The 16,621-nt window shown below is 75.1% G+C and carries 14 protein-coding genes and 1 pseudogene; 5 read left to right on the top strand and 10 right to left on the bottom strand.

The window, feature by feature from the left end; genetic code table 11:
- Positions 1 to 83: 83 nt before the first annotated feature.
- Positions 84 to 947: an aminoglycoside phosphotransferase family protein gene (locus O7633_RS28175; protein WP_178063784.1), complete on the bottom strand. Its 864-nt coding sequence runs from the start codon at positions 945 to 947 to the stop codon at positions 84 to 86.
- A 7-nt stretch (positions 948 to 954) separates the two neighbouring features.
- Positions 955 to 2,142, bottom strand: coding sequence for a signal recognition particle-docking protein FtsY (ftsY, locus tag O7633_RS28170; protein WP_282324552.1), 1,188 nt, complete (start codon positions 2,140 to 2,142; stop codon positions 955 to 957).
- Positions 2,143 to 2,291: 149 nt separating this feature from the next.
- Between ftsY and O7633_RS28165 the strand changes: the two genes are divergently transcribed.
- The 3 genes from O7633_RS28165 (at position 2,292) to O7633_RS28155 (ending at position 5,161) form a co-directional block, all read left to right on the top strand.
- Positions 2,292 to 4,007, top strand: a complete 1,716-nt coding sequence (locus O7633_RS28165; protein ID WP_282324551.1) for an alkaline phosphatase D family protein — start codon at positions 2,292 to 2,294, stop codon at positions 4,005 to 4,007.
- 26 nt (positions 4,008 to 4,033) lie between these two features.
- Complete coding sequence (locus tag O7633_RS28160; RefSeq protein ID WP_278132888.1) at positions 4,034 to 4,474, top strand: MarR family transcriptional regulator; 441 nt, start codon at positions 4,034 to 4,036, stop codon at positions 4,472 to 4,474.
- A 165-nt stretch (positions 4,475 to 4,639) separates the two neighbouring features.
- Complete coding sequence (locus O7633_RS28155) at positions 4,640 to 5,161, top strand: DinB family protein (RefSeq protein ID WP_282324550.1); 522 nt, start codon at positions 4,640 to 4,642, stop codon at positions 5,159 to 5,161.
- 69 nt (positions 5,162 to 5,230) lie between these two features.
- On the opposite strand, the gene O7633_RS28150 is transcribed toward O7633_RS28155, so the two are convergent.
- From O7633_RS28150 to O7633_RS28140, 3 genes and pseudogenes are all read right to left on the bottom strand, one after another.
- Positions 5,231 to 5,851 (bottom strand): HAD-IA family hydrolase, encoded by a 621-nt coding sequence (locus tag O7633_RS28150; RefSeq protein WP_278132885.1) that lies wholly within the window; start codon positions 5,849 to 5,851, stop codon positions 5,231 to 5,233.
- A gap of 101 nt (positions 5,852 to 5,952) precedes the next feature.
- A pseudogene (gene smc / locus O7633_RS28145) lies at positions 5,953 to 9,522 on the bottom strand (chromosome segregation protein SMC); the annotation flags it as partial.
- 312 nt (positions 9,523 to 9,834) lie between these two features.
- Complete coding sequence (locus O7633_RS28140; protein ID WP_036374707.1) at positions 9,835 to 10,029, bottom strand: hypothetical protein; 195 nt, start codon at positions 10,027 to 10,029, stop codon at positions 9,835 to 9,837.
- A 356-nt stretch (positions 10,030 to 10,385) separates the two neighbouring features.
- On the opposite strand from O7633_RS28140, the gene O7633_RS28135 reads away from it, so the two are divergent.
- The gene (locus O7633_RS28135; protein WP_282328668.1) at positions 10,386 to 11,666 is read left to right on the top strand and encodes a CAP domain-containing protein; all 1,281 of its coding nucleotides are present in this window, start codon (positions 10,386 to 10,388) and stop codon (positions 11,664 to 11,666) included.
- A gap of 205 nt (positions 11,667 to 11,871) precedes the next feature.
- A complete protein-coding gene (locus tag O7633_RS28130; RefSeq protein WP_282324548.1) occupies positions 11,872 to 12,750 on the top strand; it encodes an endo alpha-1,4 polygalactosaminidase in 879 nt (292 codons plus the stop codon).
- A 63-nt stretch (positions 12,751 to 12,813) separates the two neighbouring features.
- Here the strand turns inward: O7633_RS28130 and mutM are convergent, their stop codons facing one another.
- The 5 genes from mutM to O7633_RS28105 all read right to left on the bottom strand — a co-directional run bounded on the left by mutM (position 12,814) and on the right by O7633_RS28105 (position 16,591).
- The gene (gene mutM / locus O7633_RS28125; protein WP_282324547.1) at positions 12,814 to 13,671 is read right to left on the bottom strand and encodes a bifunctional DNA-formamidopyrimidine glycosylase/DNA-(apurinic or apyrimidinic site) lyase; all 858 of its coding nucleotides are present in this window, start codon (positions 13,669 to 13,671) and stop codon (positions 12,814 to 12,816) included.
- Entirely contained in the window at positions 13,664 to 14,608 is a 945-nt protein-coding gene (rnc, locus tag O7633_RS28120) for a ribonuclease III (RefSeq protein ID WP_282324546.1), read from the bottom strand. The genes mutM and rnc overlap by 8 nt, the downstream gene beginning before the upstream one ends.
- Before the next feature lie 97 nt (positions 14,609 to 14,705).
- Positions 14,706 to 15,734, bottom strand: coding sequence for a phosphate acyltransferase PlsX (locus O7633_RS28115; protein WP_282328667.1), 1,029 nt, complete (start codon positions 15,732 to 15,734; stop codon positions 14,706 to 14,708).
- A 114-nt stretch (positions 15,735 to 15,848) separates the two neighbouring features.
- On the bottom strand, positions 15,849 to 16,022 hold the full coding sequence (gene rpmF, locus O7633_RS28110; protein WP_043962315.1) for a 50S ribosomal protein L32: 174 nt from the start codon (positions 16,020 to 16,022) through the stop codon (positions 15,849 to 15,851).
- A 5-nt stretch (positions 16,023 to 16,027) separates the two neighbouring features.
- Positions 16,028 to 16,591, bottom strand: coding sequence for a YceD family protein (locus tag O7633_RS28105; protein ID WP_043962314.1), 564 nt, complete (start codon positions 16,589 to 16,591; stop codon positions 16,028 to 16,030).
- Positions 16,592 to 16,621: the final 30 nt, after the last annotated feature.

Raw genomic sequence — 16,621 nt, 5'->3', positions numbered from 1 at the left:
GCGTCACCACGCGATTTCCAGCCCGTGACGCTGTGTTTCGTACGTGTGAAGAAAACCTCACCGCCGCCGGGCGGGGCGGGACGTCACCGCAGCGCGTACTCCAACGCGTGCCGTTCGTAGTCCAACAGGCGGAGGTCGCGCATCGGGCGGCGAAGGTGACCCTTGTGCACGATCCGGACGAACGCCGGCTCACCCGCGGCGGCCATCCGGCGGATGCCCTCGACGTGGTCGACGACGCGCTTGCGGATCGTGCGCACCAGCCGGTGCCGGTCGCGCGGGATCAGCCCGTACGCGTCGGCGAACAGCCGCAGCCGGCGCGGCCGGTCCGGGTGCCGCCAGCCGAGGGTGATCGAGTCCCGGTCGGAGAAGATCGGCACCCAGGTCCACGCCGCGTACGCCACGTCGTAGATCCGCGCCCCCGGCGAGGCGAGGTCGAAGTCGATCAGCCCGAGGGTGCCGTCCGGCCGCCAGATCACGTTGTGCGGGGCGGCGTCGTGGTGGCAGATCACCTCGGTGTCCGGCGGCGGCGGGCCGAACGAGCGCCACACCGCCCCGGGCGGCGGGGCGAAACCGTACTGGGCGTCGTGGAACATCCGCAGCATGGTGGCGACCGTCACCAGCGCCTCGTCGGTGACCCAGTGCGGGGCCAGCGGGTATTCCCCGCACTCCCCCTCCAGGTACGACAGGACCTCCCGGTTGCGCTCGTCCATGCCGAGCGCCCGGGGCGCGCCGGTGAACCCGACGTACTCCAGGTGGCGCAGCAGGGCGTGCACGGACGGTGTCCACGGGCCGGCGTTGCGCCGGACGGTGTCGCCGACCCGGACGACGGTGCTGACGTTCCCGCCGTGCAGCGGGATCTCCTGCGAAGTCACGTACGGTCTCCCGAGGCCCGGCGCGGGGTGGCGGTCCTCGCGCCACCCGACGTAGGCGCGATCGTCACTGGTCACTGCGAGGTTACGCGTCGCGGGCGAGCGGCTCGACGCCGAGCAGCGCGTCGACGAACTGCGCCGGATCGAACGGGGCGAGGTCGTCCTTGCCCTCGCCGAGGCCGACCAGCTTGACGGGGATGCCGAGCTTGCGCTGGACGGCGATCACGATGCCGCCCTTGGCGGTGCCGTCAAGCTTGGTCAGCACCACGCCCGTCACGTTGACCACCTCAGTGAAGACCCGGGCCTGCTCCAGGCCGTTCTGGCCGGTGGTGGCGTCGAGCACCAGCAGGGTCTCGTCGATCGGCCCGTGCTTCTCGACGACCCGCTTGACCTTGCCCAGCTCGTCCATGAGGCCGACCTTGTTCTGCAACCGGCCGGCGGTGTCGATCAGCACCGTGTCGACGCCGGTGTCGATGCCGCGCTTCACCGCGTCGAACGCCACGCTGGCCGGGTCGGCGGCCTCCGGGCCACGGACGGTCTCCGCGCCGACCCGGCCGCCCCACGTCTGGAGCTGGTCGGCGGCGGCGGCGCGGAACGTGTCGGCCGCGCCGAGCAGCACGCTGCGGCCGTCGGCGACCAGCACCCGGGCGATCTTGCCGCAGGTGGTGGTCTTGCCGGCCCCGTTGACGCCGACCACCAGCACCACCGCCGGCACCCCGTCGGACGGCGCGGTGCGCAGCGACCGGTCCAGGGCCGGGTCGAGGGCGTCGACCAGCTCGGCGGCGAGCAGGGCGCGCAGCTCGTCGACGGTGCGGGTGCCGAGCACCCGGGTCCGCTCCCGCAGCCGGTCGACGATCTGGCGGGTCGAGTCGATGCCGACGTCGGCGGTGATCAGGCTGTCCTCGATCTCCTCCCAGGTGTCCTCGTCGAGCCGGTCCCGGCTGAGCAGGCCGAGCAGGCCCTTGCCGAAGGCGTTCTGCGAGCGGGACAGCCGGGACCGCAGCCGGACCAACCGGCCGGCGGTCGGCTCGGGCACCTCGACGGCGGGCGGCGCCTCCACCACGGGCGGGGGCTCGACCAGGATCCCCGTGGCGAGGTCCGCCTCCGGCGCCTCGACGGGCGGCCCGGCGAGGTCCTGCCCGGCGCGGGTGTCCACCTCCGTCTCCGGCAGCGGCGGTTGCGGACGCCGGCGCAGCCGCGGCACCACCAGCCCGAGGCCGCCGAGGATCAGCACGCCGAGCAGGGCGAGCGCGATGAGGAGGTATTCCGTCATGCCGAAATCCTGTCAGATGCCGGCGACGGCGTCCCAGCCACCGCTACCGGCGGGGGTGCGAGCTGCGGGTACGCTCGCCACGGCCAGGGGTGGCGCGACGGCCGACCGGGTAGAAATGATGAGATCGTCTCGTCTCCTGGAGGTTCCCCATGCCGGCACCCCGCCTGCTCATCGGCCCGCTGCTGCGCCGGGTCGTCGGCACGCGGGCCACCGTCTGGGTGGAGACCAGCGCGCCCGCGACGGTCCGGGTCCGCACGGCCGACGGCGCCGAGGGCACCGCGACCACCTTCTCCGCGTACGACCACCACTACGCGCTCGTCGTCGTCGAGGGGCTCACCCCCGACAGCGCGACGACCTACGAGGTGCTGGTCGACGACGAGGTCGCCTGGCCGGAGCCCCGGTCCGCCTTCCCGCCCAGCGTGATCCGCACCCGGGCCGCCGACGACCGGGACCAGCCGGTGCGCCTGGTCTTCGGCTCCTGCCGGGAGACCACCCAGCACTCCACCGCCCGCAAGCTGCCCCCCGACGCGCTCGACGCGTACGCCCGGCGGTTGATGGCCGACCCGGGCCGGGCCGACGCCCAGCCCGACCTGCTGGTGCTGCTCGGCGACCAGGTCTACGCCGACGAGACGTCGCCGACCGTGCGGCGGCTGCTCAAGCGGCGTCGCCGGCGGCCGGAGGGCGCCCCGGCGACGCAGGTGGTCAGCTTCGACGAGTACACCAAGCTCTACCTGGAGTCGTGGCGCGACCCGGAGATCCGCTGGCTGTTCTCCACCGTGCCGAGCGTGATGATCTTCGACGACCACGAGGTGATCGACGACTGGAACACCTCGGCGGCGTGGCGCGACGACATGCGCGCCCAGCCCTGGTGGGCCGAGCGGATCGGCAGCGGGCTGGCCTCCTACTGGGTCTACCAGCACCTCGGCAACCTCGCCCCCGACGAGATCGCCGCCGACCCCGTCTACGCGAAGGTCGTCGCCGCCGGGGACGCCACCGAGGTCCTGCGCGAGTTCGGCGCCCGGGTCGACAAGGAGGCCGACGAGGCGCACGACACCGAACGCTGGCGCGCGGTGCAGTACCAGTGGAGCTACGCCCTGGACCTGGGGCGCACCCGGCTGGTGATGCTGGACAACCGGTGCAGCCGGGTGCTGGAGCGTCGCAACCGGGCGATGCTGCCGCCCGGCGAGTGGTCCTGGTTCCTCGACCGCGCGCACGGCGTCTACGACCACCTCGTCGTCGGCGCGTCGCTGCCCTGGCTGCTGCCGCCGGGCATCCACCACGTCGAGGCGTGGAACGAGAAGCTCGCCGACTCCCGGCACCGCTGGGTGGCCGGCTTCGCCGAGCGGCTGCGCCGGGCGCTCGACCTGGAGCACTGGGCGGCGTTCCGGCGTTCCTTCGACGCCCTCGGCGCGCTCTTCACGCGGCTGGGCAGCGGCCCGGCCGGGCACACCGGCGACCGGGTCGGCGCGGGGCCGGCGTACCCGCCGCCGGCGTCGATCAGCGTGCTGTCGGGCGACGTGCACCACTCGTACGTGGCCCGGGCCCGGTTCGCCGACCCGGGGGTGCACACCCCCGTGCACCAGCTCACCTGCTCGCCGATCCACAACCAGGTGCCGGCGGCGATGCGTCCGCTGATGCGGCTGGGCTGGTCGCCGGGGCCGGCCGGGGCGGCCCGCGCGCTGGCCCGCAGCGCCGGGGTGCGCCGCCCGAGCGTGCGCTGGCGCAAGCTGGCCGGCCCCTACTTCGGCAACGCCGTGGCGACCCTCGCCCACGCCGGCCGCACGGCCGACGTGACGATCGAGGGCACCACCGGCGACGGGCACCTGCGCACGGTGTTCCGAAGGCGGCTCGCCTCCGGGGGCTGAGCTCGTCGCACCCGTACCCTTACGGCGTGGACGATCATTCCCCGGAGACCCTGCGGTTCGTCGAGCACGAGTTGACCGCGCTGCTGCGCCGGGGACGCTCGCTCTCCTTCGAGGTCGCCCAGGAGGTGCACCCCAACCTCGACCAGAACGCGTACGGCCTGCTGCTGTGGCTGCGCCGCTCGGACGCGACCCGGCTGACCGACCTGGCCGCCCGGCTCGGGATCAGCAAGGGGACGCTGAGCCGGCAGATCAACGGCCTGGAGGCGCTCGGACTGGTGCGCCGGGAGGCCGATCCGGAGGACCGGCGGGCGTGGCGGCTCACGCTGACCGAGGAGGGGCAGCGCCGGTTCGACGCCGCCCGGGCGACCCGGCTCGCGCTGTTCCGGCGCATAGTGGAGAGCTGGTCGAGACGGGACGTGGCGGACTTCGGCCGCCTGCTGCGCCGCTTCAACGACGCCCTCGACTGAGGTGCAAGGAAGGGCCCCCTGTTAACGCTTTCTGTATAGGAAGGGCCCCTTCCTAACACCCCGCGCCGCGGCGGGCGGCGGGCGGCAGGCGGCAGGCGGCAGGCGGCGGGCGGCAGGCGCGCAATGCGGTGGCCCGGTGTCGGGGGTGCCGGCCAGGATGGGCGGATGACCTGGAGAGCACCGCAGACCACCCGCAGCGACGCCCCGTTCGTCGGCGACGAACGCACCATGCTCGACGGCTGGCTGGACTACCACCGGCAGACCCTGCTGCTCAAGTGCGCCGGGCTGACCGCCGAGCAGTTGCGCACGCCCAGCGTCGAGCCGTCCGGGCTGAGCCTGCTCGGCCTGGTGCGGCACCTGGCCGAGGTGGAGGCGTGGTGGTTCCGGGAGTGCTTCGACGGGCAGCGCGTCGACTACCCGTACTTCACCCCGGAGAACCCCGACGCCGACCACGACGTCAGCGCCGCCGACGCCGAGGCCGACCTCGCCACCTACCACCGGGAGGTCGACCTCGCCCGCGCCGCCGCGGCGGGCCGCTCCCTCGACGAGACGTTCACCGAGGCCGGGCCCAAGAAGCGCACGTTCAGCCTGCGCTGGGTCTACCTGCACATGATCGAGGAGTACGCCCGGCACAACGGCCACGCCGACCTGATCCGGGAACGCATCGACGGCGTCACCGGCGAGTGACGGGCCCCGGGGCCGACGAGTGACGGAAGAACCCGGGGCCGGCAGCCCGCCGGCCCCGGCAACGACCGCTCAGTACGCCAGGGCCGCCCGCAGGTAGCGCAGCCCCGACGGCCCGTCCCACCGGTACGCCGAGAGCCCGGCCGCCCGCGCGCCCCGGATCGCCCAGTCCTCGTCGTCGACGAACAGCACCCGGGCCGGCGGGGTCTCCAGCGCAGCGCAGGCCGCCTGGAAGTACTCCTTCGCGGGCTTGTGCACCCCGACGACGGAGGAGTTGACCACCACGTCCAGTTCGTCGGTCAGGCCCAGCGCGGCGAGGTCGGTGTCGAGCAGGTCGGTGCCGTTGGTGCCCAGCCCGACCCGTACGCCGGCCGCCCGCACCTCGCGCACGAACGCCAGCACCTCGGGGTCGACCTCGCCCCGGTAGCGCTGCCACTGCTCGACGGCGGCGCGGGCGCGCTGCGGGCCGCCGGCCGAGTCGGCCAGCGCGTCGGCGACGCTGGCCACCCAGTCGGCGTGGCTGACCTGGCCGGTCAGCACCGGCTGGAGCCGCCCCCAGTGCATCGCGATCTCGGCGAGCACCCCGTCGTCGAGGCCGTACTCCCGTTCCACGCCGGCGGCGACCGCCGGGTCCCAGCGCCGCAGCACCCCGTCGAGATCCACCAGGAGCGCAGTCGCGCGTTCCCGAGCCACTACTGTTTCTCCTCGCCGCGGCCGTGCCGCTGGTCGTCGTCGCCGTCCCGCACGGTGCCGCCGTCGACGGCGGCGCGGGCGGGCGGCCTCTGCTCGCCCTCGGCCCGGTTGAGCCGCTGGCTGATCACCTGGGTGACGCCGCTGCGCATGGTCACCCCGTAGAGGGCGTCGGCGATCTCCATCGTCCGCTTCTGGTGGGTGATGACGATCAGCTGACTCTTCTCCCGCAACTGTGCCAGCAGCGTGATCAACCTGCCCAGGTTGACGTCGTCGAGGGCCGCCTCGACCTCGTCCATGATGTAGAACGGGCTGGGCCGGGCCCGGAAGATCGCCACCAGCATCGCCACGGCGGTCAGCGAGCGCTCGCCGCCGGAGAGCAGGGACAGCCGCTTGATCTTCTTGCCGGGCGGCCGGGCCTCCACCTCCACGCCGGTGGTGAGCAGGTCCTCGGGGTCGGTGAGGACCAGCCGCCCCTCGCCGCCGGGGAAGAGCACCGTGAAGACCTGCTCGAACTCCCGCGCGGTGTCGGCGAACGCGCTGGCGAAGACCTCCAGGATGCGCTCGTCGACGTCCTTCACCACGGTCAGCAGGTCCCGGCGGGTGGCCTTGAGGTCCTCCAGTTGCTCGGAGAGGAACTTGTAGCGCTCCTCCAGCGCGGCGAACTCCTCCAGCGCCAGGGGGTTGACCTTGCCGAGCAGGGCCAGCTCGCGTTCCGCCTTCGCGGCCCGCTTCTCCTGCGCCGGCCGCTCGTAGCGGACCGGCTCGGGCACCGGCGACCCGTCCCGCTCGGCCGCCGCCACGTCGGCCTGGGTCGGGGGTACGGGCTGCGTCGGGCCGTACTCGGCGAGCAGCGTCTCCACGTCGAGGCCGAAGTCCTCGGCGGCCTTGGCCTCCAGCTGCTCGATGCGCAGCCGCTGCTCGGCGCGGGCCACCTCGTCGCGGTGCACCTGACTGGTCAGCCGCTCCAGCTCCGCGCCGAGGCGCTTCGCCGCGCCGCGTACCTCGGACAGCTCGGCCTCGCGGGCGGCCCGCTCGCGCGCCACGGCGTCGCGGTGCTCCTCGGCCCGCGCGATCGACACGGCGAGCCGGGCCAGCGCCTCGCGGGCGCCGCCGGCCACCGCGCGGGCGATGGTCGCGCCCCGGGCGCGGGCCGCGCGCCGGGCCGCCGCGCGTTCCCGCGCGGCCCGCTCGGCGGCGGCCTGCCGGCGCAGCGAGTCGGCCCGGCCGGCGATCGAGGAGACCCGCTCCTCGGCGGTACGCACGGCGAGCCGGACCTCCATCTCGTTCTGCCGCGCCTGCGGCACCATCGCGGCGAGCTGGTCGCGTTCCTCCGTGGACGGCTCGGCGTCGATCGGGGTGGCCTCGGCCAGCCGCAGCCGCTCCTCCAGCTCGGCCAGGGCCGCGAGGTCGCGTTGCCGGGCCGCCTCGGCGCGGGCGCGGGACTCGCCGAGCCGGTCGGTCTCCGCCTTCGCCGACCGGGCGGCGGCACCCAGCTCGGCGAGGCGGCGGGCGGCAGCGTTGCGGTGGCTCTCCGCCTCCCGTTTCGCGGCGGCGGCGTGCTGCACGGCCTCCTTGGCGGCGGCGACCTCGGCGCGCGCCTCGACGAGCCGCTCGCGCAGCTCGGCGGCGGTGCGCTCGGCGGCGAGCCGGTTGCCCCGGGCCTCCTCGACGGCGGCCTGCACCTCGATGAAGCTGGGTGCCTTCGCCGACCCGCCGGCCGCCGCGTACGCCCCGACGACGTCGCCGTCGGGGGTGACCGCGCGCAGCTCCGGGTTGTCGGCGACCAGCTCGGCGGCGGCGGCGAGGTCGTCGACGACGGCCACGTCGCGCAGCGCCCGGTGCACGGCGGGGCGCAGCTCGGCGGAGCACTCGACCAGGTCGGGGGCCCAGCGGGCGTGCGCGGGCAGCTTCGGGCGCAGGGCGTCGGGGCCGCCGGTCATGCCCGGCCCGGCGGGGCTGCCGACGAGCAGGCCGGCGCGGCCGGCGTCGGAGATCTTGAGCAGCCGCATCGCCTCGACGGCCTCGTCGACGCCGGTGACCGCGACCGCGTCGGCGAGCCCGCCCAGCGCGGCGGCGAGCGCGGCGGAGTGGCCGGGGGCGACGGTGAGCAGCCCGGCGAGGCTGCCGAGCAGGCCGGGCACCTCGCCGGCGCGGGCCAGCAGCGCGCCCGCGCCGTCCTTGCGGCGCAGGCCGATGGCGAGCGCCTCCTCGCGGGCCTTCTGGGTGGCGGCCTCCTTCTCGGCGGCCCGTTCCGCGTCGGCGAGGGACCGCGCGGCGGCCTGCGCCCGCTCCTGGGCGGCGACGGCCTCGGCGTGCCGGTCGTCGAGGTCGGCGTTGTCCCGGTCGGCCTCGGTGGACTGCTCGGCGACCGCGTCGAGGTCGGCCTGCGCCTGCTCGGCGCGGGCCAGGGCGTCGGCGTGGGCGGCGGCGAGCCGCTCGATCTCCTCCCCGGCGCTGGTGGTGCGGGCGCGGGCGGAGTTGACCTGGCCGGTGAGCCGGGCCAGCCCCTCCCGTCGGTCGGCGATCGCCTTCGCGGCGGCGACCAGCTCCCGTTCGGTGGCGGCGAGCTGCCGTTCCAGCTCCTGCCGCTGCTCGACGGCCTCGGCGAGGCGGATCTGGTCGTCGGTGAGCGCGCCGCGCAGCTCCTCCTCCTGCTCGCGGACCCGCTCCGCCTCGGCGTCCAGCTGGTCGGGGTCGCGGCCGGGGCGCTCGTCGTCGGGCGTGGCGGTGAGGTGGCGCAGCCGCTCGCGGGCGAGCTGCTCGACGGAGCGGAACCGTTCGGAGAGCGCGGACAGCTTGTACCAGGTGTCCTGGGCGGCGGCGAGCAGCGGCGCGTCCTCGGCGAGCGCGGCCTCCAGCTCGCCGAGCCGGCCCTGCACCTCGGCGTGCTCCGCCTCGACCTCCCGGCGGCGCTCCCGCGCGGCGCTCTCGTCGGCGATCTCCCGGTCCAGGGTGGCGCGCAGGGTGTGCAGGTCGTCGGCGAGCAGCCGCAGCCGGGCGTCGCGCAGGTTGGCCTGGATCGCGGCGGCGCGGCGGGCCACCTCGGCCTGCCGGCCCAGCGGCTTGAGCTGGCGACGCAGCTCGGCGGTGAGGTCGGTCAGGCGGTTGAGGTTGGTCTGCATCGCGTCGAGCTTCCGCAGCGCCTTCTCCTTGCGCTTGCGGTGCTTGAGGACGCCGGCCGCCTCCTCGATGAACGCCCGCCGGTCCTCCGGCTTGGCGTGCAGCATCCCGTCGAGACGGCCCTGGCCGACGATGATGTGCATCTCCCGGCCGATGCCGGAGTCCGACAGCAGCTCCTGGATGTCCAGCAGGCGGCAGGAGTCGCCGTTGATCTCGTACTCGCTCTCGCCGGAGCGGAACATCCGGCGGGTGATGGAGACCTCGGTGTACTCGATGGGCAGCGCGCCGTCGGTGTTGTCGATGGTGAGGGTGACCTCGGCCCGGCCCAGCGGGGCCCGCCCGGCGGTGCCGGCGAAGATGACGTCCTCCATCTTGCCGCCGCGCAGCGCCTTGGCGCCCTGCTCGCCGAGCACCCAGGCGATCGCGTCGACGACGTTGGACTTGCCGGAGCCGTTCGGGCCGACCACGCAGGTGATCCCGGGCTCCAGCTTCAGCGTCGTCGCGGAGGCGAAGGACTTGAACCCCTTCACCGTCAGGCTCTTGAGATACACCTTCTCGATCCTCGTCCGGTGGCCGCCGAGCGTCGTGGGCTGCGCGGACCTGGTGAACCCGCAGACTAACCCGGTGTCGCCGGGGCTCGGGCACGCGACCCGCCCCGGGCCGGCGTCGACGACCGGCCGGGACGCCGCGTACCGGGTTTCCCGGTACGGATCGGACGGCCCCGGCCGACGCGGAGCTTGATCAATTATTCAAGATCAGAGAATGGTACGGGGAAATGTCCCGGACATGGCTGCGCGCCGGCACATTAAGTGTCGGCGCGCGATTTCTGCGTGGTGCGATTCAGTTGTCGGACCTGCGGAAGATCAGGTCAGCGCCGGCTCGGCCAGCCGGAGGAGGTCGTCCGCCTCCGCCGCAGCCGCCGCGAGCCGATCGTTCTCGGCGCGCAGACGCGTGATCTCGAACTCCAGGGCCTGAACCCTGGACCGCAGTCGGGTGACCTCGTCGAGCAGACGCCGATCGGGCGCTGCACCTACGTGGCCGTAGAGGGCCTTCGCCATGCTGACTCCTTGATATGCGCTGCCGGAAAGGCCGGACCAACGCGCGCCCACTCGTACGCGGCTGTCATTCCCAGCGATTCTGGGCACGAACGGGCGCGACTGGCGACACCTACATATTGAGCCGACAACCCCTCATTCGTCAAGTTAGCGCAGGCCGTAGATCATCTTCACGTCGGCCGGGCCGCTTGTCGGTGGCTGCCACAAGGCGCGGACACTCTCTGTCCGGACGCGTTAACTGTACGCCCGGGAACAACGGAACTCACCCCGCGTGAAGCGCTTTCGTCTTAACTCTTTCTTAGCCACGTTGCCGCAGCTTGCGGCACGCCCGTACGGTCACCCCGGCCCGCAACCGACCCATGGAGGCGACAGGCGTGTACGGCTGGACCGACCCGAACGACCCGGAGGTCGCGCGACGGCGTCAGGAGCCCCCGGCCGACGAGCCGGCCTGGCTGACCGACCGCCCGGCGCCCCGGTCGACCTACCTGTTCGGGGACGAACCGGACCAGCCGAGTGACCAACGGCACACCGCCCGGCCCCCGGCGTCGCCGGCCGACCGGCCCCGGGCAGACGAGCCCACCGCCCGGTGGCACTCCCCGGAACAGCCGAACGGACAGTGGCACGCGCCGGAACGGCCGAACGGAGAATGGCACGCGCCGGAACGGCCGGGCGGACAGTGGCACGCGCCGGAGACACCGGGCGATCGGTGGCACGCCCCGGAACGGGCCTCCGACCAGTGGTATCCGGCCGACCGCCCGGCCCCGGCGGCGGAGCACACCCGGGCGCTGCCGGTCGTCCCCGGCCCCACCGGCGGCGCGGCCACGCCGACCGCCGCACGGCCGGCCCGCCCCGCCGCCACGCGCCGCCCCGGCACCGCCGCGGGCGGCGGCGAGGGACGGCACCGGCCCGCCCGGCGGCTTTCCCGACCGCTGCTGATCGGCGGCGCCGCCGCGGCGGCCACCCTGGTGGTGAGCCTCGGCGTCGCCGCCCTCGTGCTGCCCGGCGGGGACACCCCACGGACCGACCCGGCCGCGGCCGACGCCCCGGTCGTCGCGCCCGCCGACCCGGCCGTCGCCACCTCGGCCAGCCCGTCGGCGTCGCCCTCGCCGAGCGCCTCGCCGACCAGCGCCAGCCCGTCGCCCTCGCCGAGCCGGACGGCCAAGCCGACCCCGAAGCCCAGCCGGACCACCGCCGCGTCGCGGAGCAACCAGCGCAGCAGCGCCCCGGCCACGCCCCGGGTCGCCGCCGCGCCCGGCGTGAGCGCGCAGGCGAAGGAGGTCGTCGACCTGGTCAACGCCGAGCGGGCAAAGGCCGGGTGCGGCGCGCTGAAGATCGACGACAAGCTCATGGCGGCGGCCCAGGCGCACAGCCAGGACCAGGCCGACCACCGGAAGATGACGCACGACGGCAGCGACGGCAGCGACGTCGGCGAGCGGCTCGACCGGGCCGGTTACGCCTGGCGCGCGTACGGCGAGAACGTCGCGTGGAACCAGCAGACCCCGGCCGCGGTGATGGACGCCTGGATGAACAGCCCGGGGCACAAGGCCAACATCCTGAACTGCTCCTTCACCGAGATCGGCGTCGGCGTCGCCAACAGCGACGGGCCCTACTGGACGCAGGACTTCGGCACCCCGCGCTGACCCGCGCCGGGCGGGGACCCCGGGACGGGGAGAGGCGAGTCGTCCCGGGGGCCACGCTCGTTGACCGGGTGAGGCGCGCCGGGCGCGGTGCCCGGGGCGGCAGGTCCGTCGCGGGACGGCCCGACGGCCGGTGCGCCGCGGGCGGCCGGTGGACGCACCCGCCTCCGGGCGGCCGGACGCCGCACCGCGACCTGCGGAGCTGCCGATGCGGATCGGGCCGCCGCCGCCCGGCGAAGGGCGCGCGCCGCGTCGACTGCTGCGCGTGCTCCTCGCGCTGACGCTGGTGACGACGACGTACGGCTGCCGGGCCGTGGTGACGCCGCCGGGCGCGCCGACCCCGTGGCCGCCCGGCCAGGCCCGGCACTGGCGCTGGCAGTGGCAGCTCACCGGCCCCCTCGACACCACGGTCGAGGCGGACGTGTTCCTGCTCGACCCCGTGCGTACCACCAGCACCGAGACCGCGGCGCTGCGCGGCCGGGACCGCCGGCTGGTCTGCCAGGTCGGCGTCGGCGCGTACGCGCGGACCGACCCGGACGCCGACCGGTACCCGGCGGACGTCGGCGGCGCGGCCGGCCGGTCGCCCGGCACCCGGTGGGTGGACGTGCGGCGGTGGGACGTGCTGGAGCCGATCCTGGCCGACCGGCTCCGGCTGTGCCGGGGCAAGGGCTTCGGGGCGGTCGCCCTCGCCGACGCCGACGGCTACGCCCACCCGACCGGCTTCGACCTGGACTTCGACGACCAGTTGCGGTTCAACCGGCGGGTCGCCGCCCTGGCCCGCTCGCTGGAGCTGTCCCCCGGCCTGCTCGGGGACGTGCCGCAGGTGACCGCGCTCGCGCCGGACTTCGACTTCGCCGTCGACGAGGAGTGCGTCCGGCTGCGCCAATGCGCCAAGCTGCTGCCGTTCGCCGACGCCGGCAAGCCGGTGTTCCACGTCGAATACGCGGGCGACCCCGACGAGTTCTGCGTGACCACCCTCGGGTACGGCTTCGCCTCCATCCAGAAGCGCCGCACGCTGGACGCGTGGCGGGACGCCTGCCCGGACGCCCCGCCGGCCCCCGGCCGCAACGGGACCGGCGGCGACTGAGCGGGGCCCGGCCGGCGGCGACTGGGCGCGGCCCGGCCGGCGGGCGGGCGACCGCGCGGCGGGTCAGCCCCGCAGCGCCGCCCGGGGCCGGGGCTGGCAGCGGGGGCAGCTGTAGGAGGAGCGGTTCATGAACGCCTCCCGGCGCAGCGGCGCGCCGCACCGCCGGCACGGCTCGCCCTCCCGCCCGTACGCGTTGAGCGCCCGGTCGAAGTAGCCGCTCTCGCCGTTGACGTTGACGTAGAGGGCGTCGAAGCTGGTGCCGCCCTCGGAGATCGCCTCGCCGAGGACGTCCCGGACGTGGCCGAGCAGCCGCTGCGCGACGGGCGCGGTGAGCTGGTCGGTCGGCCGGGCCCCGTGCAGCTTCGCCCGCCACAGCGCCTCGTCGGCGTAGATGTTGCCGACCCCGGAGACGAGGGTCTGGTCGAGCAGGGCCCGCTTCACCTCCGTGCGCCGCCGGCGCAGGGCGGCGACGAAGGCGCTGTCGGAGAACTCCGGGTCCATCGGGTCCCGGGCGATGTGCGCGATCTCGGACGGCAGCTCGGCCCCGCCGGCGGAGACCGCCAGCCCGCCGAACGTGCGCTGGTCCACGAAGCGCAGCTCGGGGCCGTCGTCGGCGAACCGGAACCGGACCCGCAGGTGCAGCTCGTCGGCCGCCGTCGCCGGCTGGAGCAGGAGCTGGCCGGACATGCCGAGGTGGCCGACGATGGCGTCGCCGCTGTCCAGCGGCAGCCACAGGTACTTGCCGCGCCGCCGCACGTCGAGCACCGTCCGCCCGGCGAGCACGTCGGCGAAGTGCGCCGGCCCGGCCAGGTGCCGGCGCACCGCCCGGGGGTGGCGCACCTCGACGCCGACGATCCGGCGGCCGGTGACCCACTGGGCCAGGCCCTGCCGGACGGTCTCGACCTCGGGCAGCTCAGGCACGGTTCGCCTCGCCGGCCGCCGGGGCGTCCGTGGGCTCGCCGGTCGAGGCGTCCGCAGGCTCGCCGTCGGCGGCGACCAGCGCCGACGCGCCCACGACACCCGGCGGGTCGACCTCGCCGGCCACGCCCACGACGTCCGTCCCGTTGACCGCGCCCGGCTCGACAGGCCCGTCCGCGGCCCCGGCGGCGGCCCGCTCCCGTCGTGCCGCCTCGGCCTGCTCCCGCTCGGCCTGGGCGGTCAGCTCCCGCCAGGCCGACTCGGCGGCCCGCTGCTCGGCCTCCTTCTTGCTGCGCCCCTCCGCCCCGCCGTACCGGTTGCCGGCGACCACCACCCAGGCGGTGAACGTCTTGAGGTGGTCCGGCCCGGTGCCCTCGATGCGGTATTCGGGCACGCCCAGCCCGAGGGCCGCCGTCAGCTCCTGGAGGCTCGTCTTCCAGTCCAGCGCCGCGCCCCGCCCGGCCGACTCGGCCATCAGCGGGTCGAACAGCCGGTGGATCACGATCGCGGCGGTGTCCAGGCCGTACTGGAGGTAGATCGCGCCGAGCAGGGCCTCCAGGGTGTCGGCGAGGATGCTCGCCTTGTCCCGGCCGCCGGTGCTCTCCTCGCCCTTGCCCAGCAGCAGGTACGCGCCGAGCCCGTCCGGGCCCAGGCCCCGCGCCACGTCCGCGAGCGCCCGCATGTTGACCACGCTCGCCCGCAGCTTGGCGAGCTGCCCCTCCGGCAGGTCGGGGTGGTTGTGGAACAGCGCGGTCGTGATCACCACCCCGAGGACCGAGTCGCCGAGGAACTCCAGCCGCTCGTTGGTGGGCAGACCGCCGTTCTCGTACGCGTACGAGCGGTGGGTCAGCGCCCGCTCCAGCAGCTCCGGGTCCAGCGAGACCCCGAACGCGGTCTCCAGGTGACCGATCGGCGCACGCCGCCGCCTGTCGATGGTCATGATGCGGTTACCTCTCGGTTCACGACCGGACGGCGCGCGCCGGGCGCGCCCGCCGGTGCCGGCGCGTCGACGCGGCCGGTCGGGACGGTACGGGCGGTCACAGGCTCACCTCGGTGTCGGTGGTGCGCTCGGTGTGGTCACCGGACTGCGCGGAGCTCTCCAGGGCCATCCCGGCGGCCGGGCCGACGCCACCGGGGACGCCGAGCAGGACGGAGACGGTGTCGGTGGCCCGGCGACGCCACAGGTGGGCGGCCAGGGCGATGCCGGAGGCGACGTCCTCGCCCCGGGCCGCGCCGTGGCAGACCACCACCGTGCCGGCCACCCCGAGCAGGGCGGCGGCCCGGGGAGCGCCGCCGCCGGGCGGGGGCCCGCCGGCCATCGCGTACGCGCCCTCGATCGCCTTCAGCAGCACGTTGCCGGTGAACCCGTCGGTGACCACCACGTCGGCGCGCAGGCCGGAGGCGATGTCGTAGCCCTCGACGAGGCCAACGTAGCGCGCGGCGCAGGGCAGCGGCGCGGCGGCGAGCGTCGGGTCGGCGCTGCGCCGCAACCGGTCCCCCTTGCCCGCCTCGGTGCCCACCGACAGCAGCCCGACGCGCGGCTCGACCACGCCGTGCGCGACGGCCGCGTAGGCCGCGCCGAGCACGGCGTGCCGCGCGAGGGTGGCGGGGCCGGGCTCCAGGGAGCCGCCGACGTCGAGCAGCACCACCGGTCCGGCGACCGCCGGCAGGGTCGCGACCAGGGCCGGCCGGCGCACGTGCGGCCAGCGGCCCAGGCCGAGCGCCGCCGCGGTGACGGTCGCGCCGGTGGAGCCGGCGGAGACCATCGCGTCGGCGAGGCCGTCGCGGACGGCGGTGGCGGCCGTGCGTACGGTGCTGTCGGCGCGGGCGGCGACCGGGTTCTCGGCCATGCCGACGGCGGCGCGCACCGGCCGGACCGTGACCCGGGCGCGTTGCGTCGGGTCGAGGGCACCGATCAGCTCGTCGGCGACCTCGGCGGGGCCGACGAGCAGGAGGTGCAGGTCCGGGTCGGCGCGCATGGCAAGCAGAGCGCCGTCAACCACGACGGCGGGAGCGTCGTCCCCGCCGAGGAGGTCAACGGCGATCCGCGCGGTGCCCGGCTCCAGCGGGACACCGGCCGGAACGGGCCGGCCGGCGACGGCGGGAGCCGGGGCACCGGGCGATCGCCAGGATGCGCGCGCCACCCGACCGGGGGTCGGGGGCGTCACTCGGCGTCCAGGTCAGACCTCGAGAACCTGGCGGCCGTTGTACGTGCCACAGACGGAGCACGCGGCGTGCGGCAGCTTCGGGGACTTGCACTGCGGGCAGGCGGTGGTCGCCACCACGGTCGCCTTCCAGTTCGCCCGGCGGGACCGGGTGTTGCTGCGCGACATCTTGCGCTTCGGGACGGCCACGGTTCCTACTCCTCTGTACGGTTCAGTTGCGACAGGCCCGCCCAACGCGGGTCGATCTGCTCGTGACTGTGGTCGGCCGGCAGATCGTCCCAGTGCACCCCGCACTCGGGGCACAACCCTGGGCAGTCCTCCCGGCAGAGCGGGTTGGTCGGCAGCATGAGCACCACCGCGTCCCGCAGCGCCGGCTCCAGGTCGATCAGATCGTCCTGCATCCGGCCCACCTCGTCCTCGTCGGTCGTGGCGTCCGTGGTGCTGTTCTCGTACGCGTACAGCTCCTGGACGGGCACGGCCACCGAGTCGTCGATCTCACGCAGGCAACGCCCGCACTCGCCCTTGACGCGACCACTGACGGTCCCGGAGACGAGCACCCCCTCGGACACCGACTCCAGCCTCAGGTCGAGGTCGAGGTCCGCGCCCTCCGGCACGCCGATCAACTCCACGCCGAGGTCCTTCGGTGCCGGTACGACCCGCCGGAGCGTACGCAACGCGCCAGGGCGACGCGGCAGGTCCCTCGTGTCGAGGACCAGCGGCGCCTTGGGGTTGAGTGATGAAGGCGAGTGTTTGGGCATAGTCAGACTCCGGCCAGTGAGAGGCCGACA

It is taken from the genome of Micromonospora sp. WMMD712, from assembly GCF_029581295.1.
GTDB classification, from domain to species: Bacteria; Actinomycetota; Actinomycetes; order Mycobacteriales; family Micromonosporaceae; genus Micromonospora; species Micromonospora carbonacea.
The sequence above is the reverse complement of the archived record's forward strand: the minus strand, read 5'-3'. Positions and strand labels throughout refer to the sequence as shown.

Coding starts and splice junctions, on each gene's coding strand:
- O7633_RS28135 (WP_282328668.1), top strand. CDS start 10,386: ATGGAGGCGACAGGCGTGTACGGCTGGACCGACCCGAACGACCCGGAG.
- O7633_RS28140 (WP_036374707.1), bottom strand. CDS start 10,029: ATGGCGAAGGCCCTCTACGGCCACGTAGGTGCAGCGCCCGATCGGCGT.
- O7633_RS28155 (WP_282324550.1), top strand. CDS start 4,640: ATGACCTGGAGAGCACCGCAGACCACCCGCAGCGACGCCCCGTTCGTC.
- rnc (WP_282324546.1), bottom strand. CDS start 14,608: ATGACCATCGACAGGCGGCGGCGTGCGCCGATCGGTCACCTGGAGACC.
- O7633_RS28165 (WP_282324551.1), top strand. CDS start 2,292: ATGCCGGCACCCCGCCTGCTCATCGGCCCGCTGCTGCGCCGGGTCGTC.
- O7633_RS28105 (WP_043962314.1), bottom strand. CDS start 16,591: ATGCCCAAACACTCGCCTTCATCACTCAACCCCAAGGCGCCGCTGGTC.
- O7633_RS28130 (WP_282324548.1), top strand. CDS start 11,872: ATGCGGATCGGGCCGCCGCCGCCCGGCGAAGGGCGCGCGCCGCGTCGA.
- ftsY (WP_282324552.1), bottom strand. CDS start 2,142: ATGACGGAATACCTCCTCATCGCGCTCGCCCTGCTCGGCGTGCTGATC.